Genomic DNA, 24,192 nt, shown 5'->3' on the forward strand with positions numbered 1-24,192 from the left:
GTCGGGGTTGAGCGAGTAGCACAGCAACGGTGAAGGAGACGTCAGCCCACCTCGTTCTCCGCCACCGACCGGCCGTGGACCACCAGGTCGCCGCCGTAGAACATGCCGGTGAAGACCGGGCTGTACGTCAGCTGGACCTCGACCTCGACCTGCTGGGCGTCGGCGGCGACGCAGTGGGTCGCGGCGATGTCCGCGCCGGTCATGTCCATCTCGCGGGCGAAGGCCTTCACGCGGGCGTCGCAGTTCTGGTAGTTGATCGGCGCCGGCCCGCCCTCGTTGTCGTAGAGGGCTTCCTTGTCGATGTCCTGGGCGGCGTACCGCGCCGCCTGTTCCGCGATGTCGGCCGCCCGCTCCCGCTTGGAGATGGACAGGCCACCGTCGATGACGAACGCCGACAGGGAGAGGAAGACGATCGCGAAGATGATGACGGCGCCGGCACCGGAGCCGCGGTCGTCGAGACGGCTTCGGCGCGAGGCGATCCAGCCGCGCAGGGCGCCGTACGCGCCCGCTGCTCTCACCACGCTCACCCGGCCTTCCTCTTGAACGGGTCCAACGGGGCGGTGAACGAACTCGACAGGCGGGTCGGTACGTCCAGACCCAGCATGGCCAGTCCTCGCACCTGGCAGCTCACCTCCACCGTGAACAGGTCCGCGTCCTTGAAGCCTGCACTGGTCTTGGTCACGCTGACCGGGCCGGAACAGACGTCCGTCAAGTCGGCGTTCGCCGCCTTGCGCGCCTCGGCCATGGCGTTGCCCACGTCCCACTGCAGCGATCCGGCCCGCGCCGCGTCCCGGGCGGCTCCGTCGAGCGCGCCGCGGCCCTCGACCAGCTGCCCGAAGGCGACCAGGACGAGGATGAAGAGGATCATCACGGGGGCCAGGATCACGACCTCGACCGTGGACAGCCCCCTGTCGTCGCGCCGCAGGCGTTGTCTGAGGGAGCCCATCTACCTCTCCCCCTCCCGCACGAACCGCTCCACCGGGCCCACCGACTGTGCGTGCACCGTCAGGTCGAAGCCGGGGAAGACCGTCGGGATACGGGCCGAGATCTCCACGCCGACCGTGTTCTGCTCCGGCTGGAGCATCCTCACGTCCGGTGACAGGACCAGCTGCGGACCCAGCTGGCTGATGTAGCTGTCGACCACGTCTCGCGCCTGGCCCCGCCACCCACCGGGCTGGTCGTGCGCCGTCGCACGGGCCTTGCGGGCGCCGGCCTGGGCGGCCGCCTGGGCCACGTGGTCGGCGAAGAAGTACAGCGCGAACTGCACCGTGGCGAAGATCATGAAGAACAGGACCGGGGTGAGCAGCACGAACTCGATCGCCGTCATACCGGAGTCGCCGCGGCCGGCCGTCGCCGTACGCGCGGCCGACACTCTGCGGCGCACCCATCTGCCCACGCCCACGTGAATCCCCGTCAACCCCGTAGTTACGGCACTCAGCAGGTCTTGCCCGCGTCCGCGCCCTTGATGCAGTCGCCGACCTTGTTGGCGCCCTCGCTCAGCGCGGCGTTGATGATCGCGGCCACCACGCCGACGATCGCCACGACGACCGCGGAGATGATGACCCACTCGACCGCGGAGGCACCGCGGTCCAGCTCGCCGGAGCGGGCGCGCTCGACGCGGCCGCGCAGGAAGGTGACCAGGAAGTCCACGGCAGGGATGCCGGTGGAGAAGTTCCGTCCGTTCATGGTGAGTTGTCCTCTCGAAGTCCTGTCGAAGGCTGGCAGACGGTTGGCTGAAGGCTGTGTGCAGAGGTGAGACGCGTCAGACCTGGAACACCCGCATCGCCGCCGGGAAGATCAGGAACACCAGGAAGCCCGCGCACAGCAGCAGCTGGGCGACGAGCATCGACTGCGACTTCTCGCCCGCGCTGCCCTCGATCTCGGAGAGCTCGCGGTGGCGCATGGTCTCGGCGCGGGAGGCGAGCGACTCGCGGACCTTGGCGCCGTCGTCGGCGACCAGGGCCAGGGAGGCCGAGAGGTCCTTCAGCTCCTCCACGCCCAGTTCCTCACCGAGCGCTCCGAGCGCCTGCCACTGGCTGACACCCGTGATGCGGGCATCGGCCAGGGCGTGCTTGATGCGCTGGTTGGCCCAGCCGTCGGAGATCTCCGCCGCCGCCATCAGCGCCTCCGGCAGACCCCGGCCGCCGGCCAGGCTCATCGACACCAGGTCGAGATACGCCCCGATGACGCGCCTGAGGTCACGCCGCTTGTCGGCGGCGTCGCGCCGTACCTCCAGGTCGGGCAGGAAGAAGAACACCGCGCCGCACATCAGCGCCAGCCACACCGGGATGATCGGGCTGCGGCTGAACCCCAGCGTCCAGACCACCGCGAACAGGAACGGGCCGAAGAACAGGCCCGCCACCCCGAGCAGCGCCTTGGTCGCCAGGAACTTCTCCCAGCTGCGGTCCAGCACCGCCAGGTCCGCGCGCAGCGAGCGCTGCTCCCAGCCCTGCTGAAGGTAGAACTCCGATACCCGAGCGCCGACTTGGGCCCGCAGCGACCCGAGCCGCCCGCTGGTCTCCTGGGCCCGCGTCTGCGTCTCGTACGCCGAGCCGCGCGCCCGCATCGCGTCGATCCGCGCGACCTGCTGCAGCGCGCTGCGCCTGCTCGGCATCAGGGCGCGGACGAGGGCGTAGACACCCAGGCCGACGACCACGCCGACCAGGATCGGCATCGTGAGGTTCACCGGCGTACCCCTTCCTCCTGCTGCTGCACGGGCGTGCGGGGACGGACGAACTGCACCGACGACTCGTCGCGCACCAGGAAGCGCTCGGGCGTGTCGATGGTGGACAGCTTGCGCAGCCACCAGAAGCCGAGCGCGAACAGGCCGCACACGCAGGCGAGGACGAGCTGGCCGACCGGCGAGCTGTACGGGGAGACGAAGTCCCGGTTGAAGATGGCCAGGCCCAGAACGAAGGCGACGGACACCGCGACGACGATCTGGACCGAGCGGCGGGTCGAGGAGCGCTGCGCCATCACGCGCTGGCGCATGTCGACCTCCTCCCGGGCCGACTTGGCGAGCGCGCCGAGCACTTGGCGCAGGCCGGGGCCGCGCAGCCGGGCGTTGAGGATGAGGGCGGCGACGATGATGTCGGCGGAGGCGTCGTCGATCTCGTCGGCGAGCAGCTGCAGCGCGTCCGGCAGCGGGGTGCGGGAGCGCAGCCGGTCGACGAGGGCGTCCAGGTGGGGCCGCAGGGCGGGCGCGGCGGCGCGTGCGGACGCCGGGATGGCCTGTTCCAGGCCGACCGCGCCGGCGATGGTGTCGCGCAGCGACTCCGTCCAGGAGGCGAGGGCCTCCACGCGGCGCATGGCGGCACGTTCCTCCGCCGCGCCGCCGAAGAGGCGGTCCCAGAAGAAGACGAGGACGGCCGCGGCGGCGCCGGCCACGACCCAGCGGGTCAGCAGCAGCACGGCCAGGCCGATGATGACGGCGAGCGAACCGCGCTGCCCGGCGAACCGGATCAGCTCGTTCGCGCGCTCGCTCGCTTGTCGCTTCTCGTGCTCGGGCTTCGCGGGCAGGCCGCGGATCGCCAGCATGAGCAGCGCCAGTCCGCCGCCGACGGCGACGCCGCAGCCGAGGGCGTACAGGACGGTCGTGGAGAACAGCCCGCCCATCGCGCCGAGCGAACCGAGGGCCATGGTGGTCGTCATGCCGCTCACCCCCACGTTCCGTGCGGCTGGTAGCCGTGTGCGATCAGGTCCTCCAGGCAGGCGATGGGCGCATGCGGTACGACGCGGGCGTCGGGGGCCTCGGCGAACACCTCGCTGGACAGCACGCGCCCGTCGACGCCGTTGACCTCGCGCACGGAGGTGACCATGCGCTGCAGGCGGCCGCCCGACTGGTAGTTGTTGCGCCGCTGGATGAAGACGACGAAGTTCACCGCGCCCGCGATGAGCATCTGGCTGGCCTCGATGGGCAGCCGCTCGGTGGCCTGCAGGGCGTAGGTGGAGATGCGGTTGAACACCTCGTGCGAGCTGTTGGCGTGGATCGTGGACAGTGAGCCGTCGTTGCCCTGCGACATCGCGTTCAGCATGGTGACGATCTCGTCGCCGAGGACCTCGCCGACGATGACCCGGGAGGGGTTCATACGCAGGGAGCGGCGGACGAGTTCGGCCATGGAGATGGCGCCCTGGCCCTCGGAGTTGGGCAGCCGCTCCTCGAACGCGACGACGTTCGGGTGGAGTTCGGGGAAGGTGTCCAGGCCCAGCTCCAGCGCGCGCTCGACGGTGATGAGGCGCTCGTGGGGCGGGATCTCGTTGGCGAGGGCGCGCAGCAGCGTCGTCTTGCCGGCGTTGGTCGCGCCCGCGATCATGATGTTCTTGCGGGCGCGGACCGCGCACGCCAGGAAGTGCCCGAGCTCCGGGGTGAGGGTGCCGTTGCCGACCAGGTCGGAGATGAACACCTTGCCCATGCGGGCGCGCCGGATGGACAGCGCGGGCCGCCGGGCGACGTCCATGACGGCCGACAGACGCGAGCCGTCCGGCAGCCGCAGGTCGAGCTGCGGGTTCGCGGAGTCGAAGGGGCGCGAGGACAGACCGGAGTACGCGCCGAGCACCTGGATCAGCTCGATGAGTTCCTCGTCGGTCTCGGCGACCGACTCGCCCTTGGCCTCGCGGCCGTCGGCGTAGCCGATGAAGACCTGGTCGCAGCCGTTGATGTCGATGTTCTCGACCTGCGGGTCGTCCAGCAGCGGCTGGAGCCGGCCGACGCCGAACAGCGCGGCGTGCACGGCCGCCGCGTACTGCTCCTCGGTCTCCGCGTCCAGCGGAGTACGGCCCGCGTTGATCTCCGCGCGGGCGTACTCCTCGAGTATCTGGGCGATGACGGCGCGGGCGTACTGCCGCTCGTCCTCGCTGGACATCGGTGTGACGCCGCTGGCCTGGTCCAGGCGCCGCTGCTCGGCGATGCGGTCACCGGCGTCCTGCCGGAACCGCTTGACCAACTGGTGGTCGACAGCGGTCATCGCCCGGCCCCCGCGTGCCCGTTCATCTGGCCGTTCGCGGGTACGGACCAGGCGGCGCCGTAACTCTGGTAGAGGTCGGCGGTGACCTTGCGGGCCGAGCGGATCAGCAGCGACTTGTCGAGGCGGCCGCGCCGGCGGCCGGCGAGCTGCTCGGCGCCGGCCGGGTCGTCGGCGATGGTGCCGACCACCCGGGCGCCGGTCTGCGCGTGGACGAGCATGTCGTTGACCTGGTTGACGAGCTTTCCCGCGTTGCCCGGGTCGGCGACCAGGACGACGCCGATCACCGGGTTCGCCAGGCTCGCGGCACCGCGCGGCCCGCCGTGCAGCTTGGCGGCGAGGGCCGCGGCCCGGTCCCGGACGCGGGCCAGGGACTCGGCCTCGGTCCGGGCGATCAGGAGCACCAGCGCGGCGTGCGGGAACAGTTCGACGGCCGGGGTGTCCCCGCTGATGCGGCCGCAGTCGGCGATGACGTCGGCGGGGGCGTGCGGGGAGTCGGCGAGCGAGGCGAAGGCGTGCCCGAGGGTCGGCCACAGACCGGTCAGGCCGGCGGCCTGCTCGGCGACACCGAGGCCGACGAGCACCTCCAGGCCGCCGCTGAGCGGCTGGACGTGGTCCCACAGCTGGTCGGGGACGAGGCCGCGGCGCGCGGTCGCGGCGATCGACAGCATGCCGAGGTTCGGGTTCAGCGGTCCGCCGTGCGCGGCGGCACTGCGGTAGACGAGGTCACCGCCGGCCGGGTCGGTCTCGGCCAGCAGCACGCGCCGCGGCCAGACCGCGGCGAGGGCGACGGCCGCGGTGGTGACGCCGGGGGAACCCTTGTCGGCGGCGAGGGCGATGAGGGCCATGGGTCGGGTGCCGCCTTCTAGTTGCCGGGAACGCGCACGATGGCGACCGCGTTCGCCGAGGCGGCACGCGCCACGGCAGCGGCGTCCGCCTGGTCGACGAGGAGCGTCAGCGAGAGGTTGCCGGTGCTGACGGTGGCGTCGCTGCTGTCCTTGACGTTGTTGACGAGCGCGTTCGGCACGAGCGGGCCGCCGCCGGAGGACGACGAGGAGGAACCGGTGCCGGTCTTGCCGGAGGAGGCGGAGCCGGAGGCGTCGACGTTGTAGACGGCCACGTGGTCGCCGGACTTGATGTCGGAGGGGTACTGGCCCTCCTTCAGCGCGACACCTACGGAGGCCTTGCCGGCGGGAAGCTCGGCCGTGGCGGCGAACATGTCACCGACGACGACCGTGCCCGCGTAGATCGTGGTCTTGGCCTTGAGCTTCTTCAGGGAGTCCAGCTGCGTCCACTTGACGTAGTGGATGCTGTCGTCGTCGGCGACCATCACGGAGGTGGTGTTGTCGCTGCTGACGGACTCACCGGGCTGGATGTCCTTGGTCACCTTGACGACCTCGATCCGGTCGCCGGCGCGCAGCACGAGCATCGTCGCCCCCAGCGCGCCCACCAGGATCAGCAGCACGGCCAGCGCCGCGAGCGCCGGCTTGCGCTCCCGCGGCGGCGTGGGAAGCCGGTTACCGACCGACGGCTGAGCCGGAGCCGCGGAACGTCCCGCGCCCGCCCCCGTACGCTCCTGGATCTTCACGCAACCGCTCCCCGTACACCCAAGCTGTTGTCGGCCAACTTCTTTGCCTTCATTGCCAATCCGGACACTTCACCAAAGACCCACAGAGATCCATAGAGATCTACCGAGATCCGCGCGTTTAACCGGCGCGAGCGTGAGTGTCAAGCGATCGCACGGTATCAGCCGCACATAACGCCCTCAAGGCGAGCCCGATGCCTTGAAGCACCCCGCTGTCCGGCGGTACTTCTGCAACCACCCATGTGTAACGCGGCGTTGAACACTGGACGGCGGACCGTCTCCCCTCTGTGCGCCAGTAAATGGACGCCCGCGCCAGGCGCCTTGCGACCGTTGCACCCCGGCGACTCTTCGTCACCTGCCACGCAACATTTCTGCACTGTTCGCTCACAGCGGCACCGATCGGGCATGCCACCATCTGATGCCCATGACGAAGAAGCGAGCCGCGCTGACCACCGCCGCCCTCACCGCCTGCTGCCTGGCCGCCCTCACCGCCTGCTCCGGCGGTGGTGCGGACGCCTCCGACAAGCCGAGCACCTCGGCCGCACAGGCCCGGCAGGCCGGACCCGCCGGGCGACTGGCACAGCTGATGGTGACCCCGGCGGAGGTGACGGGCCACACGGTGAAGGAGGCCGACGCCGAGTTCCGCTTCGCCGCGTCCCCCAGTGAGGTCAGCGTCGACAAGGCCGCGTGCGCGCCCCTGGCGTACGCGATGAACCAGCTCCCCCTGGGAGAACCACAGGCCGACCTCACGCGGTTCGTCTCGACGGGCCGCATGAACGACGCGGCCACCTACATCACCCTCGCGAGTTACGCCCCCGGCGGCGCCTCCTCGGCACTCACGGACCTGTTCCGGGCGGTCACCGCCTGCCGCGGCGGCTTCACCGCCAAGGCGAAGAACGGCAGCACCATCTACACCTCGGTCGCGTCCGAACAGCCCGTGAGGCCGGCCGGCGGCCAGACGGTCGCCTTCAAAGCCACGATGACCGTCAACGGCGTCACTCACACCCTGCACACCGAGGCCGTCCGCGCCGACGACGTCGTGGCGGTGTACTTCTCGGTCAACGGCATGGCGATCGCAAGCGGAACCCCGAGCGACGCGAAGCTGGACGCGACTGCGGTCGGGGCGCAGAACGCGAAGCTGGGCTGAGCACCGGGCAGTGATCTCGGACACCTGAACAGTCTCAACTCCCGGGCCTGGCCCACACATGAGTACGGATACTCATGCGCACGTCCGGCCTCACCCGGAACGCTCATCGGACATGCGGCCGCCGTGCGCGGGCCGCATTCGCTTCGCCGGATTCGCTCTGGCGAAACCAAGAAGCACACCGGTAACGTCCCTGTCCCTGACTTGACCCTCGCCCCACCGGGAGCTGACCGTGAACCGCCGTTCTCTGCCCGTTGCTGCCGCGCTCGCCGCAACCGCAGCTCTGCTGCTGACGGCATGCGGGAGCGGGGATTCACCGAAGGGCAACGACAAGATCGCAGGCGCAGACCAGGGCGAGACGACGAAGGCGTCGCCGACTCCGACGGCGCGGACTGCACGCCCCGATCTGTCATTGCCGAGCGATGTCACGGAGTCCTTCGAGGGCTGGAAGACGGGGGATGCGACGAAGGATGCGGTCCTGGCGGACGCCGGGCATGCCCAGACCGCCGTCACGCACGCCGTCGTCCAGGGCGACCCCGAGGATGCCGCCCTGAAGTTCTACCAAGTGGGTACGGCCCTGGCGGGCAGCCAGGACTGGGTCAAGTCGATCGTCGGCTCCGGCGCCACTTTCACGGGCGCCGTCCGTTACTACGCGCCCAGGATCAGCGTGTTCGACAAGAACACCGCTGCGGTGACCTACTGCTCCGACGAAAGCAAGGCCTTCAACAAGAACCGCAAGACCAACAAGGTCGACAAGACCCCCGTCACCAACGACGCGTACGTGCTGTACAGCACGCGCCTGGAGAAGAGCGCGCAAGGGGTCTGGCAGACCACGAAACTCCAGTCCGAACGGGGGAACAAGACATGCACGCCCTGAGCCGGCGAAGCAGATGGCTTGCCGTTGGCGTGACGGCCGGAGTCCTTGCGCTGGTCCCGGGCACGGCGATGGCCGGCTGGGGCCCAGCGGGCACGTCCAACGGCAGCAAGACCGAGACGGGCGGTGGGCAGTCCGGCGGTGATCTCGTCTCCATGGTCCGCTTCTCCGGTGCCACCGGCGGCGGCACCAAGGGCGGCGGCACCGGCAACGTCACCCCCGTGAGCGACTGGACGCCGCCCGCCTGCTGGTACGAGCCGCGAACGGCCCAGCAGTTCTCGAAGTACATGGAGGACATGTACAACGAGACGATCAACACCCCTGGCCAGCACAGTTACGCCAAGGCGGCCGTCGGCATGATGCGCGCCGACTACAAGGACGGCACGTACAAGAACTACAACCTCGACAAGGCGGACGAGGGTGCCTGGTGGGTCGCCGTCCGTGACGAGGACCGGTGGATGGAGCCGGAGGCGCAGGTCTGCGACAAGATGCCGTTCTGGGTGAAGAACGGCGACACTCCCGCCGTACCCAACGCCGTCACCCCGCAGGTCCTCGCCGAGCTGGCCTACAACCGGATCCACCTGCCCGACACCGAGGTCACCCTCGCGCCCGCGAACGTCACCAAGGTGAACCTGGCGACCTGGGCGTGGCTGGACCGGACCAGGTTCCAGCCGGTGCAGGTGACCGCCAGCCTGAACGTGGGCGGGGTCGCCATCGAGGCCGCCACCACCGCCAAGCCCGTCTCCCTCAAGCTCGAACCCGGCACACCGGACGCGGAGACCTACCCGGGATCCGGTGAGTGCCGCTTCGGCGCCGACGGTTCCATCGGCGAGCCGTACGCCAGGGGCAAGGCCGACAAAACACCGCCGTGCGGTCTGAAGTATCTGCGTTCGTCGGGCGACGGCACGTACCAGCTGCGCGCCACCGTCACCTGGGAGATCACCTGGACGGGGACCGGCAACCCGGGCCCGCACGACCTGCCCAGCGGGACGTTCGGGAACACTCAGAACATCAAGGTGCAGGAAATCCAGTCCGTCAACCACTGAGACGCACGGGGCGCCCCGTCATCCCGATGTCCGGGGTGCCCCCTTGGGAGTCACCGTGAATCGTCGTGCCCCGCTCATCACCGCAGCATTAGCCACCACTGCCGCACTCGCACTCGGCGCATGCGGCAGCAAGGGAGACGATGCGGCCAAGCCGGTCAGCGCCCAACAGGTCAAGACGGCCCTCTCGGCCGAGCTGCATGCGGCGATCAAGGCCGCGACCCCCAAAGCCGTCCATCCGAAAGACGAGTTCGGCACGGCAACCGCTGGCTCGGGTTGCTCCGGCACCCGGCTGACCGTCCGCATCGCCGGCTGGGACCCGGACGAGGCGCAGTCCAACGAGGAACTCCTCACCAAGAGCACCGCGTATCTGGAAAAAAGGGGCTGGAAGATCCATCCGCTGCCGACCGACAGCGAGGACCAGGCCGCGAGGATCGACAAGGCCGGCTACGCGGAGGGTCTCCTCGACGCGTCGAACCAGAGCCTCACCTTCGCCGGAAACACCGCCTGCCTCGGGACCTGACCGCCCGGGCAGCCGCATGCAACAGGGGGAACTTGAGATGCGAGCCCAGCACATGGCGAGGACGGCCGCGGTCGTCATCGCGCTGATCTGCACGGTCGCCGGATGTTCGGTGCTGCCCGGGAAATCCGGCGGGGACAAGAAGCGGGAGTCCGGGCCCGCCTACACCGATGCTCTCGAGGCGATGAGGCCGGACGTCGTCAGCGCCTTGCAGGCGACCATGCCGCATGTGCAGCTGGACGAGAGTTCCGGCGCCGACGACTGCGGGGGCCGCGACGTGCTCGACAGCAAGGACGGCAGCAAGCGGACGGGCACGCTGTACCTCACAGTCCCCGGCGATCCCACGGACACACGGCAGTCCAAGGAGCTGGTGGAGGAGGTCGTGAAGCACCTGACCGGTCGGGGATGGACCGTGCAGCAGGGAGCCACCGTCTCACCCGACGAACCCGACGGCTATGTACGGAAGGTGACCAAGAGCGGCTTGCTCGGCAGCGTCACCGTTTCCGCCTCACCCTTCAAGCTCACCTCGGGCAAGATCAGCCAGACTCTGGGCGCAACAGTCGTCACCGACTGTCTGCGCAATCCGGACTGGCACAAGGGCTGACCGGGGGCCGGCGGATGGCCGGGCGATCAGGCCGATCAGTTTCCGCCGCCGTCGCCTTCCTTGCCTCGCTGCGTCGCCGATTTCTCCAAGGTGTCGGCCATTGAGCCCAACCGGCCCTTCCTGACCTTCAGCTCACCGCGCACCTTTTCCGCCGTGGGCCCCGCCCAACGCTCATCCGGTTTGGCCTGGCGATCCGCAGCGATCTCGATCGGCTGATCAAGCAACGTGCGCACATCCTCGGCCAGCTGCCGGATCTTGCCTGCTTCTTCCTGTGCTCCCACAAAAATCCCCCGCTTTCTCCACACAGTCACCGGCGTCGGTTCCGATTCCCGACCGCAGTAGCCTATCGATGGGACAGCGTACTAGACATGGCGTTAGTTTATGCGGATCCAGACATGCTCGACCGGCTCGCGAAGTCTCTGGACAGCAAGGCCGGAGAGATTCCCCATCTGAAGTCGCGAGCCTCCACCCTGGGTGTCACCGCAGACCTGTCCGGCTTACCCGCGATTGCCACGTGGTTGGGTGAAACCGCGATCGATCTGCGCAGGCGTGCCAATATCCTCAGAGCACCCGCCGAGTCTCCGTTCGACTCGCTCTCCGCATTCGGCCTGCCGACTTCCCTCGCACGGAAGCCGGGCGCCGGCAAGGAGTTCGAGTCGGGGCTCAAGGGCGTCATCGCCGCACATCGGGACGGTACGCCACAAGAGCAGGCCCAGGCTGTCAAGGACTACTTCGCCACGCTCTCACCTGACCAGCAGGCGGCACTCGCGGTGACCAATCCGAGCCTCGTGGGAAACCTGGACGGAGTCCCGGTCAACGTGCGCTTCGCCGCAAACCGGGTCTCGATTCAGAACGAGTTCCAGGAAGAATCCGAGCGCCTCAAATCCATGGCGGACACCGATCCCGCGTACAAGCGGACCAAGGACCGCGTGGAAACGCTGCGCAGCTTTCTGAGCCCACGGGTGAAGAAATTCATCGATCCCAAGACCAACAGAGCGACCGAGGTGGAAGTCCCTCGGCAGTTCCTGGTGTTCGACGCGAAGTTCGGTTCGACCGCCGATCCGAAGGCGTCACCCTACCCGGACGGCCGGGTCGCCGAGGTCGTCGGCGACCTGCAAACCGCTACGAACGTGGCGTTTCGCGTTCCAGGCATCACCAATCGCCTCGACAACTTCAACGGTTTCTCTTCCGGGGGTTACGCACTGGCCACGGACAAGCGGGGGTACGAGCAGCCGGACACCGCGGTGGTCAGCTGGTTAGGGTACGACACACCGGAGATCGGCGACTCCGTCAACCCTGAGAAGGCGGAAGTCGGCGGGCGACAACTGAACGCCTTCCGCCAGGGCATCGCGGTTAATCTGAAACCGGACGCGAAGACAAGCATCTTCGCGCACAGTTACGGAACCGTCGTCACCAGCAAAGCCCTGCAGAACGGGCTGACGAACATCGACAACGTCACGTTCATGGGAAGTCCCGGGCTCGGTCCCAACATCCACTCGGTTGCGGACTTCCACATGCCGAACACCAAGTTCTACGCCATGCGTGCCCCCGAGGACCTCGTCTCCTACACGCAGGGGCACGGCGACGATCCGGCCGACTTCAAGGACATCACGCGGCTCGAGACGAACGGTGCCACCGGACATTCCCAGTACTACAAGGAGGGCACCGATGCCCTCACGAACATGCGGGGCATCTTCTTCGGCGGCGGGAAAGCACTCACCTTCGAACACACCACGCTCGACCAGGAGATGCCCGGCGCTGCAGAGGTACGCGACCTGGTCACCTTCCTCCACAAAAAGGTGCCGCCCGAGGTCGTCAACAAGATGGGCGCCGACCTCGATCCCATCGTGCAGGGTCTGCTCAACGGCAGGAGCAAATTCGCCGACGTGGCCCTCCCTCTCCACGCGGTGCTCAACAAATACAACATGCTCGACCGCGTGAAGCCGCACGAACTGATGGGCGAGGTGTCGACACTGGCCTCCCGGTTCGCGTACAAGCAGGCCTACAAGGCGGCGAAGGACCACGGCGCTCCCGACTGGGTGGCGGCCTCTGCCGCGGCCACCGCGGCCGGCGCCTCCAAGGCGACGCTGGACATCGCCACATGGCCGGTGGTCAAGGCCATGGAGCTCGACCGCCTGCAGAACGACACCCGGCAGTTGTTCGGCATCCTCGGCGACGGCGCGGGCAAGATCTCCGCCGACGCCTCCGCCCTGGCCGACAGTCTCGGCCGGGACGGTGGCCGCGTCTTCTCCGCCGGAACCGACATGGCGGGCAGTGTCCTCGACACGGGCGGTCACCTGGTGACCGGTCTGGGAGACACCCTGGCGAACCCCTCCCATGCGTTCAAGAACGCACAGGACATCGCCAAGTCCTTCCAGTCGACCAGGGAATCCTTCGCCCGCGGTGGCGCCGAGATCGTCAACTCCGTGGACGATGCCTTCGAACAGACCGTGGACAAGGGCGGGGACATGCTCGCCAGCGGTCTGGACACCGGAAAGAAGGCACTGAGCAAGGGCGGCGACGTCGTCGACTCCGTCGTGAACTTCGTCTTTTAGAGCCAGCCGAGAGGAAGCCACCGTGGCTGAACAGAAAAACCGCCTAGCCCTGACCGAAGAGGTCACGTCGGTCATCCGGACCGTGCTCCCGGGGGCGACGGTCATGGATCTGCCGTCCGTGATCTCGTCGGACGCCATCGCCCTCACCGCGTTCGACGCCTCGGAACCAAGGTCGGCCGACGAACTGGCCGACGCGCTCGTCTCCCGGTTGCGTTCCAGGGGCTGGGTCGTCGACGAACGTATGCGCGGCGAGGCGGAGTCGGAGACCGGAACGGAGTCCACCTTCCATGCAGCCAAGGACGGGCTCGGCGGGGGTGCCTTTTCGACCGGGAAGACCGCGGTGTCGTTCCACGGGCTGGTGCAGGACTCCTGACGCGCGGCACGACCCGGCCGGGCAAACCGACAGGGACAGCATCCGACGAGCGAGGACAGAGGCGTAACGCCATGACCATCGAAGAGATCCAGCAGGACGTCGCCGCCGAGATCCGCGCGGCGATCAAGGCCGCGACCCCCAAGGCGGTCCACCCGGACGACGAGTTCGGCTCGGCGGCCACCCCGTCGATCCGCGTCGCCGGCTGGGACCCCGACGAGGCCCGGTCCAACGACCGCCTGCTCAAGCTGAGCACCGGCCACCTCGCCCAGCACGGCTGGCGGATCTTCTCGGAAGCCACGGACAGCGACGATCGCTCCGCCCGCGTCATGAAGCCGGGCGTGGCGAGTGGCCGCCTGTACGCCGCGAACGGGGGCCTGACCTTCACGGGCGCCGTGGAGCCCTGACCCCTTAGGTCCTGTCGTTCGGATCAGGCCGGCTATGAGGTGCGGTACCTATGGGTCGACCCGAGCGGGGCCTGGTGCGTGCAACTGCAAGGCGGAGGAGGGAGTCGACGCGGAGCGTCAGGGACCGACGACAACGCCGCAGATGGGCGTGCCAGACCCCGCGACGCCGGAGTGATCCGAACGACAGGGCCTAGTCGCCGAGCCGGTCCATCAAGCGCCCCGGTGCCGAGATCAGCGCCCCGCGCAGCGACAGGTTGCGCGTGTACACGCCCTCGAACAGGATGGCGAGGCTGAGGTCGACCGAGTCGGCGGAACCGTGGGCCGTACCGGAGATGCGCTGCGGGTCGTTCGCGCTGGAGCGGTCCATGACGGTCCGGGACTCGGGGCGCTCCAGGATGTGACGGCGCGGGTTACCGACCTCCGCGTACCGGTACTGCGGGCCCACCGCCCAGATCGTCAGCGCCCGCCCGCTCCGGCTGGTCCGCAGCGTCTTACGCGAGACTCTTGGTCCCGTCTGCGAGCTTCCCCGCGCCCTCGCCGATCTCCTCACGGCCCAGGCCCAGGCCCCGGGAACCGGCGACCTCGCCTGGCTGAAGTACGAGCAGTGCAGACTGCCGGCGAGAATGCTCCTTTCCCTTAGCCCACCGCACTTGCCCGGGACCCAGAGCTCAGATTGCCTTGTGGTACGAGCGAGCCTCGCTTGCGGAAACCTTCTCCGGCTCGGCCCGGATGGCGGCATCCACGATTGGGAGAAGCTTGTCGACCTGCTCACCCAATCGCTTGTGCCGTCCTTCCAATTCGCGATGCCAGGCACGCGCGTTCTTCCCGACCCAGACCTCGCTGCCGCCGATCTCTTCTGTCGGACCTTGCAAGGCCTTCTTGAGTGCGTCCACCTCTTTGGAAAGATCACTGCGCAACCGTTCCAGATCGGCCCTTCTCGGATTGGCTACCTTCGGCTCGGGATCCGTCACATGACTCACCTCTGATTCATTACATATTTGACGAAGCGTTGCCGGACGACTCGTCCGCGTACGCCCGGAGTTGCCGGAGCCGTCGGGGGTCGCGCGTCATTACGGAACACAAAGGTACCGGGCTCTTCATGCGACCCAAAGGTCGCATTGCTTGCCGCCTCGCGACCCCATAACCTGAGGTGATGACCTCAACTGACACCGCAGAGGGCGCTCCGGAAGTCCTCGTACTGCCTACCATCACGGAGGTGCCGCAGGGGCCTGACGGGGCTCCGCTCGTGGACGGCACCGTCGAGGTGACTCTCATCCCTGTGGCCGACGACAGCGGCAAGGAGCGACTCGCCGCTCTCGCATTCACTACCGTTCCGCTGCTCGTGGAGGCCATGGGCGAGCATCAACCCTGGGTCATCGTCCCCGTGAACGAAGTAGGTATCGCCCTCAGCGGGTCGGGTGCCCAAGCGGTACTCATCGACCCACAACTGGCCGACGGCATGGAAGAGGATTCAACGAGTGGTTGACCCCAACTTCTCCGGCATCAACCCGGACAACCTTCAAAGGACGATCAAGAACCTCGAATCGAGCAGCGAGACCCTGCACGGTGTCAAATCATCCTATATGAGTAGATTTCAGAAGTTCGGTCTCGATACGGGTAACTTCACTGAAATCGGTAAGATCGCAAGCTGGGTGGATGACGAGCTGCCCATGCTGCGCCGCCGCCAGGCACTCGCCGCTGCCATGGAGTTGGATCAACAGGGGATCCGCAAGCCCGGCACAATGGTTCAGCTGCCGGAACCCATCCTCACAATCAGTGAGGCCCGAGAGGCCGGCAAAAAGCTCGCGGAGGACACCAACAAGGCTGCCGACCTCGATCCAACCGAGGCCGGCCCAGAATTCCATCGGATCGCAGAGGAGTTGGCGAAACGAAAGGGCGATCCAGATTTCACGTCGGCCTTCTTTGCTAAAATGAACCCGGCTCTCGCCAAGAATCTTCCGATGGTCGTTGCCGCCGCCGATGCCCCAACGGCAGAGAATGATGTCAAAGTCTTCGGGTCCGCTTTCACGACTGCAGTCAACGCGGACGCTCCAGCACCTGGCTTCGAGAAGACCGCGGCGCTCTTCCACGGAGAGTTCTCGAAGGACGAGCCGAGCGCAGCGCTCAATCGTGCGCTCATGCAGGGTGACGATCCAGATCTCTGGGACATCGCCTGGAAGCATACAAAGATCGCGGCGCAGAAGCTGACCGATCCTGCTGACACCTGGTCCGACAGTGCGGGCCTATTGGCCAGCGTGATCGGGATGCAGGCGAAATACGCCGGCAATTACTGGGAACAGTCACAGAAGTTCAGTGACGAGGCGAGTCAACTGTATGATCGACGCATCAACGCCATGAGTAAGGCAGACAAAAGGGCCTTCAAGAACGCCACCAAGCGTGCCGCTCGGGCCTCCAAGCAGTCCGCCCGCGAAGCCGAACGCATTCTCGCCAAGTACGGCATGGGTTCCTTCTCTCGGCTGATGGAAGCCTCCGTCGCCGACGGCGGCAGTTGGCTCATCGGAAAGGTTCCAGGCCTGAGGCCGCCCAGCACTACCACACTCTTCGGTCGGGCTGTCAGACTCGGCGGCAAGTTGCCCCTGGTCGGCACCATCCTCACCATTGGTGCCACCGCGTGGGACATCGGCCACGGAGAAGAAAAGGACGTTGCGATCGCCGCGAACGTCGGCGGTATGGCGGCCGGGGCTGGTGGGACGTGGGCCGCCACCGCGGCGGTTGCCGCTGTCGGAGGGCCGGTCGGATGGGGAATCGCGGCAGGTGTCGTGGTGGGTTTCGGTGTCGGTTATGCAGCCTCCTATCTCATCAAGTCTCCCATCGGCAGGAAGGGTGTCAATGCGGTTACCGGTGCCGTCAAAGACGCCGGCAAGAAGATCGGCGATGCGGCTTCAAGTGTGAAGGACACGGTGTCAGGATGGTTTTCATGAAGTTGACCTACAATGACTGAAAAAAAGAGGAAACGCCCCTCGGACGACTACCGGCTTCCCCCTGGCGTGGAGAAGTCGCGCCAAGCTGCCGCCAGAGTCGCGGAGTGGCGACCACGACCCAAGCTCCCACGGCGACGGGTAATCTGGGGAACATTCGGCGTATCTCTGTTCTGCATCGGAATGGCCCTCACCTTTTGGCTCCCATCCCGCTCCTTGGTGAGAGATCTACGGTCCCACGGAATTACAGCTGCTGCCACGGTGGTCGGGGTGGACTCCAAGCCGAGGTATGTGAAGGTCCGACTCCTGAGCAGCCGACGAGCGGGCACCGAGATGAAGCTCTCGGACTATGCCGGGATGTACCCCGACACACACACTGGTGCTTCGATGATCGTCACCTACGATCCTACGGATCCGTCGCGGGTTCTTGAGCGCAGTTGGGTCGAGGAGCCGCCCCCGAACCTTCCGGCGTACGGGACTTCGGCGCTGGCGCTCGTATGCCTTGGTTTGACTTCCGCCGTAGTCGCCCGCCGTCGTCGGGTCCTTCGCGCGTTCCCAGAAGCATCACCAACCGCATCCGACCGCACCCAAAAGTCGAACGCCGGAAGTGTTCGCCTCTCCAAGCCATAGCATCCCTGTCACAGCCTGGAGTCTGAGGTTCTTCTGCTTCAGCCTTCTTGCCGGCTGAGGTCTCCAGTAGCGGTTCTCCAATGCTTCGGGCCGCGCCATGCAAGAAGCAAGGTTGACGTTCACGGCGCCCGTTCCTGGCGGGTACGTCGAGTGGGCACAGTGAAGCAAGGCAATCGGCGCGTCCGGGACGTCCTCCGTCTGCCACCTCCCTCATCTTTTGACACCGGCGCGAGCGACGCCGCAGAACTGGTAACGAGACGGCGCAGTATTCTCTGGCCCTCGTTTCCAACCCATGCTCGAACGCACCTTTCGTGCAGTGCCCCCCATGAGGGAAGAGACCCACAAGCTGGAGTCCTTCAAGGGCTTGGGACTGGCCGGATAGCAGGGGCTGCTCGGGAGCTCGGGGCATGTGACCGTTCAGCGGCAGAACGGTGCCCCCAGCGCCTACCGTGGTTTTGCCGAGCTGTTCGGTGAGCGGTTGCCGCGCGTCGCGTACTCGGGCCGGGGCCGGTTTCCCGAGTCTTGCCGAGGGGCGGCGGACGGTCGAGGGCGTAGACGTCGCGCTGCACCGCAACGCTCGTGGTTCCACGAAGGGTTCTCAGGCATTGAGGACGGAGTACCTGAGGCGCTCCTTTTCCTGCGCCCGCATCCGCGCAACGGCGGATATGAGTAGAGGGCCGGTGCACTCACGCGGATGAGTAGCCGTACTCACGACGCTCACCACCGCCGCGGCCCACGCTGCGTGTATGCCATCGATTCCGTCCTCCTCCGTGCCGCCCGCTCCCCGCCGCAGTTCCCCGGCGCTGCGGCCGCGCGCAGGCTGGTACGCCGTGCCCGGCGTTCTGCTCGGTCTCGCGGTCGTGAGCGCGGGATGCGTCGGACTGCAGGTGCTGCACCTCCTTGCGGCCGAGGTCGGGGGGTACATGGCCGGGAAGGCAGACCGACTGCTGGACGGCCTGCGCGACGTCTCCGTGTACGGAGACGGGAACCCCGTGCCGCCGCACGTCCATGAACACGCGCGCGCACGGCCCGGCGTGAAGGGGCCCAGTCCGTCCCCCCTCCTGACCTCCGCCGTGCTCGCCGGCGCGTCGCTCGCCGGGTTCGCCGGGATCGCGGTGGCGCGTGCGGGGAACCGGCGTGCGAGGTACGCCGGGCACGCCGCGTGAGAGATGTGCGGAGCATTCGTGGCGAGCTTGTGCTCGCGCGGGGAGATTCCCGACGCCGATGAGGACGCCTTGCCCGGCCCTCATATGCTTCCCCAGCACTACTGCTGACCACAGAGCCACGAGCAGCAGTCAACGGGGAGGAAGACAGACGTGGGCCCGACCGCCGACGACGGCGCCGAGTTGAAGAAGAAGGCCGAGCAGCTGAGGGCGTGCGCGCGCGAGGCGCGGTCGCTGGCGCGGCAGCTCGGTCCGTACCTCGACGACGTGGTGAAGCGGGCCTCCCCGCGCGCCGCCGCGTTCCGTACCGGAGGTGACGAGGGCGCGATCTGGCAGGGCCCCTTCGCCGACGAGTGCACCGGCAAGCTGAAGCAGCGCCAGGCCACACTGAACGGCATGGGCACCTCCCTGCTGGCGGACGCCACCCGCTGGGAGAGCCAGGCAGACGAGCTGGACCGGCAGGCCAAGGAGAAGGACAAGGCCAAGGCCGGAACGGGCGGCAACTGATGGCCTTCCGAGGATTCGATGCGGGCAAGCTGTCCACGCTCGCGAACGACCTGGACACGCTGGGCCGCAACTCCGGCAAGCTGCACTCCCGCCTCGCCACCCTCCTCACCACCGCCCAGCAGAATCTGCCGCCCGGCCAGAACGCCTCGCGCAACCCCGACCTGCAGGACCTCGTCGGCGACCTCGTACCGATGCCGTTCTTCGGACGCCGGCGCCTGCCGGGCTCGCTCGGCGGCGAGCTCGGCGACATGCAGACGTCGATGAAGCGCCGTATCAAACAGCTCGAAGGGCTGCAGGAGCTGGAGCGGCGCGGCTACCCGGTCGGTGACGGAGCCCTCTTCCTCGACGAGCAGCCGCCCGACCCGAAGAAGATCGACGACGCGCTGCGTCATCTGCAGGAGCTCCAGGGCAAGGACTTCGGCACCAACGGCAACCGCGACGACCTGGAGAAGGTCTCCGGTGAGCTCGACGGGCTGACCGCCGCCGAACTCGACGCACTGGTGACGAAGGCCTCCCCGAAGGACCTCGCCTTCTACAACCAGCTGCTGACGAACACCGACGACTCCGGCTGGAACCCGTTCGACGAGAACGGCCTGCCGGAGGACCGGCGCCGGGACACCCTCAGCCGGATGCTCGCGAAGATCAGCCCGGAGAACGTGCCGAAATTCCAGGCGGCCTTTCCCGGCACGCAGCCGACGTTCACCAACACCGGGGCGTACGAGGACGGCGGCAACAACCAGAACGGCCAGAGCAACAGCGGCATCCACTGGGCGACCCCCAGCGATCCGCTGTTCAAGGACGGTGTGTCCGCCGACGACGTCAACCAGCACCAGTTCGGGGACTGCTGGTACGTCGCCTCGCTCGCCGGACTGGCCCAGAAGGACCCGAAGTTCGTCCAGGACGGCATCAAGCAGAACCCCAACGGCACCGTCAGCGTCCGCGTCTGGGACAAGTCGGGCAACTACCAGTGGGTCACCATGACCGCCGATCTGCCGACGGACCAGAACGGCAACCCGATCAGCACGTACGGCAACGGGGAGTCCTGGCCCGCGTACTACGAGAAGGCCTTCGCGATGGTCTACTCGGACGACGGCGACGGTGAGCGCGGCTACGGCGGCATCGAGGGCGACGACCCGAAGAAGTCCTCGCCGTACCTCACCGGCAAGGAGGGCGAGGACCTCACCGCCGGTGGCTTCCTGGGCATCGGCGAGCACGACGACAAGAACATCGCCTCGCTGAAGAAGGCCTTCGACTCCGGCAAGGTCGTGACCGTCTCCACCCCGGACGACGAAAGCCTGGAGAAGAACCACCCGCCCGAGTGGGAACCCTCCTACTGCACCAACCACGCCTACTACGTCCGTGGCTTCACCGACGACGGCAAGATCATCCTGGGCAACCCCTGGGGCTCCAGCTACCCGCCCATCACCGTGTCGCAGGATCAGTTCAACAAGTACTTCCAAGGCCCCGAGGCGTTCGATGCTCCCTGACCGACCGCATGTGAAATACCCCTTCGAGGTCGCCGGGCGCTGGCCGCTGCGCTACCACCGGCCCTACACCATCGAGCACGAGGGGCGGCAGCACCGGGTCGTCGCGGGCATCTTCGCGAGTCCGTCGGTGCACGGTCAGATCAAGGTCAGCTGCGAGGGCCGCCTGGTCGCGGCGTACGACAACCTCACCCCCGGGGACGTCGTGGAGATCACCGGCGACAGCTGGCGGGTCGCGGAGGTCGACTACCGTACCCGTGTCGTACTGGAGCGCGTGGCCGGCGGGGGCGAGGAGGACAGTGGTGTTCAGGCGGGTCAGTAGCCAAGCCGTCATGGGTGCCGCGGCGCTGCTGGCGCTGACGGGATGCGGCAGCTCCGACGAGGGCGGCCACCAGCAGCCGGCGGCAGCGTCGGCCGCGGACAAGGGTCCGGTGTGCGTGGGGCAGGCGCCGGCGGACGGGCTGCACGTCCTGCGCGGCGGCGGCTTCCGCCTCCCTGGGGGCGGGGGTGTGCAGTACGCCGCCGCGGAAGCCGACGGCACGACCCGTACGGCCGTCCTGCGCGAGGGCGCGAAGTACCAGGCGGGCCAGCGGCAGCAGACCGTACGCACCGGGCAGCGGATCACGGCCGCGGGACACGCTTTCACGGTCTCCCAGATCTGCTCCTACCGCGTGGTACTCGAACCGACGGACGCGAAGGACAAGGGGGCGGCCGCCGCGGCGCCCCGGTCGCTGAAGCCCGTCGGAGGCGAGGCGGACAACGGCCTGTGCTTCACGAACAACCCGTCCGTCCTGGCCGCCGCGGGCAAGGGCTTCCCGCCCCGCGGCCAGACCCTCTCCGTACTCCGCAACGGCGGCGTCTGGCGCTTCCCGACCGGCCTGTCGATCACGGTGTCCTACATCGACACCGACACCGGGGTGGCCGGCTTCACCGGGGTCTGCGCGGCGATCCCTGTGGCCCACTACAAGGACACACGCGTCGGCGACACCGTCGAGTTCGCGGGAGTGCAGTTCAGGGTGTCCCAGCTGACGGAGACGGCGGTACGGCTGACGCGGACGAGCGCGTAGCCCTGCGGGTGAGGGCCGACGCCCGGCCGCACGGCCGGGCGCGAGCGGCTGCGGCTATGGTCGGACCAATCCCCACAGCGACCTGGAGAGGCCCTGGTGTTCGGCAGGAACAAGCACGTCGACGAGCCCCCCGTCCCCGCTGTCCCCTGGACCGACGCGTGGGAATTCACCATCAGCGACGAGGAACGCCCGGCGGGCGCGCAGCGCAAGCACCCCGTGCTCGGCCCGCGCGCCTTCCGCGTGCCCCACGGCGGCGGCGCCCAACGGGTCAACGCTCCCTGCGCCTTCTTCCCTCGGCAGTCACCGGCGCAGGCGACCGACCTGCGCCTGTACGAGGACGCCGAGGGACACCGGCTGCTCTGTGCCGTCGACGAGCCCCAGGACGTGGACGGTGAGCGCCGCTACGCGGTCCGCGACGGGCAGGGCCAGGTCATCGGCACGATCCGGCGTATCCCGCCCCTCAAGCACGCCCTCAAGCCGACGTGGCGCATCGACCAGCCGGGGCACGCCGAGATCGTGAGCAGTGCGGAGTGGGCCGCGGGCGGCCGCAAGGAGATGGTCCAGCGCGGCGCCGGCAAGCTGCTGCTCGGTGTGGTGCAGGCGGTGGCCGACATGGGCGCCGAGGGCGGCGACCAGCCCGGCAAGTCACGGCCCCTGGAGTGGAAGTCGGACGGCGAACTCGTCCTGACGTCGGCCGGCCACCACCGGTTCCTGGTCCGGGCGGCATGGCTCGACCGGCGCCTGGTCTTCGCCTACGCGCTGCTGCGGACCGGGTGACACCACAAGGGTGAGGCCGGATGGTCCTCGTACGGCACCAGCGGTCCCATCCATAGCATGAAACCGATTCGGTCCCTCGGCCACAGGTTCCGGGGACGCACGCAATGGGGGATGGATCATGGGCATGAGGAACGTCAATCCGGACGACCTCGACCAGCTCGCGAAGCTGCTCGACGGCCGCGGTGGCGTGCAGGAAAAGCTGGACGAGGCGTTCACCAGAGCGTCCCGGCTCGGCGTCTCCAGCAAGGTGGCCTCCCTCAAGCCCCTGCGCAGTTGGGTCTCGGACACCGCCCCCGACCTGCGCAAGCGTGCGATCTTCGCCCGCCTGGAGAGCGGCGATCCCCAGGCCGGGCTCCTGTGGGCCGGTTTCAGCCCCAAGGACATCGAAAAGTACAAGGGCAAGGAGATCGGCCCCGACGCGCTGCTCCTGGCGAACTCCGTCGCGGCCAGCGACGACCCGAGCGCCTACAAGTTCAAACGGCAGCCCGACGAGTCGCTGGCGGACTGGATCCAGCGGCTCCAGGCCCACGCCATCGCGCAGATCCCCGGGCTCCAGCCGCACGAGGAGACGATCGCCTCCATGATCGGTCTCTACGGCGACTGGGGTTCCGTGACCGCCGCCACCGCCGTCGTCACCATGCAGGGCACCTCGCTCACCAAGGTCCTGCTCGGCAACTCCTTCAAGGCCGGTGCGCTGCGCGTCTGGAAGACCCGGCTGGGGGTGGTCCTGCGCGGCTCCAAGAGCGGCCTCATACGGTCGGCCGGCAACGGTCTCATCAAGTGGTCCCCGAAGATCCGCTCCCTCAGCGCGCCCGGAAGCTGGCTGCCCGGTCAGCTCGGCAATCTCTTCGGGCGCAGCACCGCGTACCAGAGCCTCTCCCGCATCCCGCTCACCAGCGGCCTGCGCGGCGACCTCATCGGTCAGGGCTACAACTGGGCCCGCGCTACACCGTTGGTGAACACCCTGCGGGCCAACGGCGTCATCGACTTCCTGGTGGGTTCGGACGATGTCGCCAAGATGTACGGCGGCTTCACGCACTCCGGCCAGGCCGTCGCCCGCGCGGGGAACGCGAGTCTGGTCAAGGTGTTCACCAAGGCGGCCAACAGCCAGCGGTTCGCCAACTCCGTCGCCGAGGCCACGGACGCCGCGCGCGGCGCGGGCGCGCTGCGCACGGGGCTCGGCGCCGCGGCCAAGACGGCCGGCTTCCTGCGCGGCGCCGGCATCGTCGGCGGCGTGGCGTCGACCGCCTTCAGCGCCGCCAACGTCATCTCCCAGGGCAATCCCGTCGACGCGTTCAAGAAGAAGGGCGCGGCCTACGTCGCCGACGTGGCCGAGGTCGGCTTCAACGCGTCACTGACGGCGGCCATGGTCGCGCCGAACCCGGTGACCATCGGTCTGGCGGTGGGAACGGGCATCGTCTACGGCGGCGCCAAGATCGTCCAGCACTGGGACGACATCAAGGAAGGTGCCGGCAAGGCGGCCGACTGGGTGGGGAACAAGGCGAAGGACCTGGGCAAGAGCATCGCCAAGTCCAAGGCCAATCCGATGAACTGGTTCTGAG

At 68.0% G+C, this 24,192-nt stretch carries 29 protein-coding genes; 17 read left to right on the top strand and 12 right to left on the bottom strand.

All coding sequences use genetic code 11. The annotated features are described in order from the left end of the window. Positions 1-41: 41 nt before the first annotated feature. From AB0J12_RS31635 to AB0J12_RS31675, 9 genes are all read right to left on the bottom strand, one after another. Entirely contained in the window at positions 42-518 is a 477-nt protein-coding gene (locus tag AB0J12_RS31635; RefSeq protein ID WP_363268041.1) for a pilus assembly protein TadG-related protein, read from the bottom strand. A 5-nt stretch (positions 519-523) separates the two neighbouring features. Then, the gene (locus AB0J12_RS31640; RefSeq protein WP_363267998.1) at positions 524-946 is read right to left on the bottom strand and encodes a TadE/TadG family type IV pilus assembly protein; all 423 of its coding nucleotides are present in this window, start codon (positions 944-946) and stop codon (positions 524-526) included. Further along, positions 947-1,327: a TadE family protein gene (locus AB0J12_RS31645; protein ID WP_363268043.1), complete on the bottom strand. Its 381-nt coding sequence runs from the start codon at positions 1,325-1,327 to the stop codon at positions 947-949. It lies immediately after the preceding gene. Between the two features lie 107 nt (positions 1,328-1,434). Next, positions 1,435-1,686, bottom strand: coding sequence for a hypothetical protein (locus AB0J12_RS31650; RefSeq protein WP_103780267.1), 252 nt, complete (start codon positions 1,684-1,686; stop codon positions 1,435-1,437). Between the two features lie 76 nt (positions 1,687-1,762). Continuing rightward, positions 1,763-2,686: a type II secretion system F family protein gene (locus tag AB0J12_RS31655; RefSeq protein WP_363267999.1), complete on the bottom strand. Its 924-nt coding sequence runs from the start codon at positions 2,684-2,686 to the stop codon at positions 1,763-1,765. Next, positions 2,683-3,615 carry a type II secretion system F family protein gene (locus tag AB0J12_RS31660; RefSeq protein ID WP_363268044.1) on the bottom strand — a complete coding sequence of 311 codons (933 nt, stop codon included), beginning with the start codon at positions 3,613-3,615 and terminating at the stop codon, positions 2,683-2,685. The genes AB0J12_RS31655 and AB0J12_RS31660 overlap by 4 nt, the downstream gene beginning before the upstream one ends. 41 nt (positions 3,616-3,656) lie before the next feature. Beyond that, entirely contained in the window at positions 3,657-4,964 is a 1,308-nt protein-coding gene (locus AB0J12_RS31665; protein WP_363268000.1) for an ATPase, T2SS/T4P/T4SS family, read from the bottom strand. Beyond that, entirely contained in the window at positions 4,961-5,809 is an 849-nt protein-coding gene (locus AB0J12_RS31670) for a hypothetical protein (RefSeq protein WP_363268001.1), read from the bottom strand. Before AB0J12_RS31670 ends, AB0J12_RS31665 begins: the two co-directional genes overlap by 4 nt. A gap of 17 nt (positions 5,810-5,826) precedes the next feature. Further along, positions 5,827-6,549, bottom strand: coding sequence for a hypothetical protein (locus AB0J12_RS31675; protein ID WP_363268003.1), 723 nt, complete (start codon positions 6,547-6,549; stop codon positions 5,827-5,829). 421 nt (positions 6,550-6,970) lie between these two features. On the opposite strand from AB0J12_RS31675, the gene AB0J12_RS31680 reads away from it, so the two are divergent. The 5 genes from AB0J12_RS31680 to AB0J12_RS31700 all read left to right on the top strand — a co-directional run bounded on the left by AB0J12_RS31680 (position 6,971) and on the right by AB0J12_RS31700 (position 10,731). Continuing rightward, complete coding sequence (locus AB0J12_RS31680) at positions 6,971-7,693, top strand: hypothetical protein (protein WP_363268004.1); 723 nt, start codon at positions 6,971-6,973, stop codon at positions 7,691-7,693. Positions 7,694-7,922: 229 nt separating this feature from the next. Continuing rightward, positions 7,923-8,567: a hypothetical protein gene (locus AB0J12_RS31685; RefSeq protein ID WP_363268005.1), complete on the top strand. Its 645-nt coding sequence runs from the start codon at positions 7,923-7,925 to the stop codon at positions 8,565-8,567. A 29-nt stretch (positions 8,568-8,596) separates the two neighbouring features. Next, a complete protein-coding gene (locus AB0J12_RS31690) occupies positions 8,597-9,610 on the top strand; it encodes a hypothetical protein (RefSeq protein WP_363268006.1) in 1,014 nt (337 codons plus the stop codon). Positions 9,611-9,665: 55 nt separating this feature from the next. Next, complete coding sequence (locus AB0J12_RS31695; RefSeq protein WP_363268007.1) at positions 9,666-10,130, top strand: hypothetical protein; 465 nt, start codon at positions 9,666-9,668, stop codon at positions 10,128-10,130. A 37-nt stretch (positions 10,131-10,167) separates the two neighbouring features. Continuing rightward, positions 10,168-10,731 carry a hypothetical protein gene (locus tag AB0J12_RS31700; protein ID WP_363268008.1) on the top strand — a complete coding sequence of 188 codons (564 nt, stop codon included), beginning with the start codon at positions 10,168-10,170 and terminating at the stop codon, positions 10,729-10,731. A gap of 35 nt (positions 10,732-10,766) precedes the next feature. On the opposite strand, the gene AB0J12_RS31705 is transcribed toward AB0J12_RS31700, so the two are convergent. Continuing rightward, a complete protein-coding gene (locus AB0J12_RS31705) occupies positions 10,767-11,012 on the bottom strand; it encodes a hypothetical protein (protein ID WP_363268009.1) in 246 nt (81 codons plus the stop codon). A gap of 114 nt (positions 11,013-11,126) precedes the next feature. On the opposite strand from AB0J12_RS31705, the gene AB0J12_RS31710 reads away from it, so the two are divergent. The 3 genes from AB0J12_RS31710 (at position 11,127) to AB0J12_RS31720 (ending at position 14,063) form a co-directional block, all read left to right on the top strand. Next, on the top strand, positions 11,127-13,286 hold the full coding sequence (locus tag AB0J12_RS31710) for an alpha/beta hydrolase (protein WP_363268010.1): 2,160 nt from the start codon (positions 11,127-11,129) through the stop codon (positions 13,284-13,286). Positions 13,287-13,308: 22 nt separating this feature from the next. Beyond that, positions 13,309-13,659: a hypothetical protein gene (locus AB0J12_RS31715; protein WP_363268011.1), complete on the top strand. Its 351-nt coding sequence runs from the start codon at positions 13,309-13,311 to the stop codon at positions 13,657-13,659. Between the two features lie 71 nt (positions 13,660-13,730). After that, a complete protein-coding gene (locus AB0J12_RS31720; protein ID WP_363268012.1) occupies positions 13,731-14,063 on the top strand; it encodes a hypothetical protein in 333 nt (110 codons plus the stop codon). Positions 14,064-14,253: 190 nt separating this feature from the next. On the opposite strand, the gene AB0J12_RS31725 is transcribed toward AB0J12_RS31720, so the two are convergent. Further along, positions 14,254-14,508 carry a hypothetical protein gene (locus AB0J12_RS31725; protein WP_363268013.1) on the bottom strand — a complete coding sequence of 85 codons (255 nt, stop codon included), beginning with the start codon at positions 14,506-14,508 and terminating at the stop codon, positions 14,254-14,256. A gap of 223 nt (positions 14,509-14,731) precedes the next feature. Continuing rightward, positions 14,732-15,034 (bottom strand): hypothetical protein, encoded by a 303-nt coding sequence (locus AB0J12_RS31730; RefSeq protein WP_363268014.1) that lies wholly within the window; start codon positions 15,032-15,034, stop codon positions 14,732-14,734. Between the two features lie 182 nt (positions 15,035-15,216). On the opposite strand from AB0J12_RS31730, the gene AB0J12_RS31735 reads away from it, so the two are divergent. From AB0J12_RS31735 to AB0J12_RS31775, 9 genes are all read left to right on the top strand, one after another. Next, complete coding sequence (locus tag AB0J12_RS31735) at positions 15,217-15,549, top strand: SAV_915 family protein (RefSeq protein ID WP_363268016.1); 333 nt, start codon at positions 15,217-15,219, stop codon at positions 15,547-15,549. Further along, positions 15,542-17,005: a hypothetical protein gene (locus AB0J12_RS31740; protein WP_363268018.1), complete on the top strand. Its 1,464-nt coding sequence runs from the start codon at positions 15,542-15,544 to the stop codon at positions 17,003-17,005. Before AB0J12_RS31735 ends, AB0J12_RS31740 begins: the two co-directional genes overlap by 8 nt. A gap of 1,373 nt (positions 17,006-18,378) precedes the next feature. Continuing rightward, entirely contained in the window at positions 18,379-18,798 is a 420-nt protein-coding gene (locus AB0J12_RS31745) for a hypothetical protein (protein WP_363268019.1), read from the top strand. 150 nt (positions 18,799-18,948) lie between these two features. After that, positions 18,949-19,302, top strand: coding sequence for a hypothetical protein (locus AB0J12_RS31750; RefSeq protein ID WP_363268020.1), 354 nt, complete (start codon positions 18,949-18,951; stop codon positions 19,300-19,302). Then, positions 19,302-20,789, top strand: a complete 1,488-nt coding sequence (locus AB0J12_RS31755) for a C2 family cysteine protease (protein WP_363268021.1) — start codon at positions 19,302-19,304, stop codon at positions 20,787-20,789. The genes AB0J12_RS31750 and AB0J12_RS31755 overlap by 1 nt, the downstream gene beginning before the upstream one ends. A 10-nt stretch (positions 20,790-20,799) precedes the next feature. Continuing rightward, positions 20,800-21,108, top strand: coding sequence for a hypothetical protein (locus AB0J12_RS31760; RefSeq protein WP_363268022.1), 309 nt, complete (start codon positions 20,800-20,802; stop codon positions 21,106-21,108). Positions 21,109-21,118: 10 nt separating this feature from the next. Beyond that, positions 21,119-21,853, top strand: coding sequence for a hypothetical protein (locus AB0J12_RS31765; RefSeq protein ID WP_363268023.1), 735 nt, complete (start codon positions 21,119-21,121; stop codon positions 21,851-21,853). Positions 21,854-21,949: 96 nt separating this feature from the next. Beyond that, positions 21,950-22,630: a hypothetical protein gene (locus AB0J12_RS31770; protein ID WP_363268024.1), complete on the top strand. Its 681-nt coding sequence runs from the start codon at positions 21,950-21,952 to the stop codon at positions 22,628-22,630. A gap of 124 nt (positions 22,631-22,754) precedes the next feature. Then, on the top strand, positions 22,755-24,191 hold the full coding sequence (locus AB0J12_RS31775) for a PE-PGRS family protein (protein WP_363268025.1): 1,437 nt from the start codon (positions 22,755-22,757) through the stop codon (positions 24,189-24,191). The last annotated feature ends 1 nt before the right edge of the window (position 24,192 follow it).

This window comes from Streptomyces sp. NPDC049915 (assembly GCF_040656475.1).
In the GTDB taxonomy this organism is placed as follows: domain Bacteria; phylum Actinomycetota; class Actinomycetes; order Streptomycetales; family Streptomycetaceae; genus Streptomyces.

What these genes read in the sequence shown, in the direction of transcription:
- AB0J12_RS31640 (WP_363267998.1), bottom strand. Translation starts at nt 946, where the DNA reads ATGGGCTCCCTCAGACAACGCCTGCGGCGCGACGACAGGGGGCTGTCC.
- AB0J12_RS31645 (WP_363268043.1), bottom strand. Translation starts at nt 1,327, where the DNA reads ATGACGGCGATCGAGTTCGTGCTGCTCACCCCGGTCCTGTTCTTCATG.
- AB0J12_RS31650 (WP_103780267.1), bottom strand. Translation starts at nt 1,686, where the DNA reads ATGAACGGACGGAACTTCTCCACCGGCATCCCTGCCGTGGACTTCCTG.
- AB0J12_RS31660 (WP_363268044.1), bottom strand. Translation starts at nt 3,615, where the DNA reads ATGGGCGGGCTGTTCTCCACGACCGTCCTGTACGCCCTCGGCTGCGGC.
- AB0J12_RS31665 (WP_363268000.1), bottom strand. Translation starts at nt 4,964, where the DNA reads ATGACCGCTGTCGACCACCAGTTGGTCAAGCGGTTCCGGCAGGACGCC.
- AB0J12_RS31670 (WP_363268001.1), bottom strand. Translation starts at nt 5,809, where the DNA reads ATGGCCCTCATCGCCCTCGCCGCCGACAAGGGTTCCCCCGGCGTCACC.
- AB0J12_RS31680 (WP_363268004.1), top strand. Translation starts at nt 6,971, where the DNA reads ATGACGAAGAAGCGAGCCGCGCTGACCACCGCCGCCCTCACCGCCTGC.
- AB0J12_RS31700 (WP_363268008.1), top strand. Translation starts at nt 10,168, where the DNA reads ATGCGAGCCCAGCACATGGCGAGGACGGCCGCGGTCGTCATCGCGCTG.
- AB0J12_RS31710 (WP_363268010.1), top strand. Translation starts at nt 11,127, where the DNA reads ATGCTCGACCGGCTCGCGAAGTCTCTGGACAGCAAGGCCGGAGAGATT.
- AB0J12_RS31720 (WP_363268012.1), top strand. Translation starts at nt 13,731, where the DNA reads ATGACCATCGAAGAGATCCAGCAGGACGTCGCCGCCGAGATCCGCGCG.
- AB0J12_RS31735 (WP_363268016.1), top strand. Translation starts at nt 15,217, where the DNA reads ATGACCTCAACTGACACCGCAGAGGGCGCTCCGGAAGTCCTCGTACTG.
- AB0J12_RS31745 (WP_363268019.1), top strand. Translation starts at nt 18,379, where the DNA reads ATGCCATCGATTCCGTCCTCCTCCGTGCCGCCCGCTCCCCGCCGCAGT.
- AB0J12_RS31755 (WP_363268021.1), top strand. Translation starts at nt 19,302, where the DNA reads ATGGCCTTCCGAGGATTCGATGCGGGCAAGCTGTCCACGCTCGCGAAC.
- AB0J12_RS31765 (WP_363268023.1), top strand. Translation starts at nt 21,119, where the DNA reads ATGGGTGCCGCGGCGCTGCTGGCGCTGACGGGATGCGGCAGCTCCGAC.
- AB0J12_RS31775 (WP_363268025.1), top strand. Translation starts at nt 22,755, where the DNA reads ATGAGGAACGTCAATCCGGACGACCTCGACCAGCTCGCGAAGCTGCTC.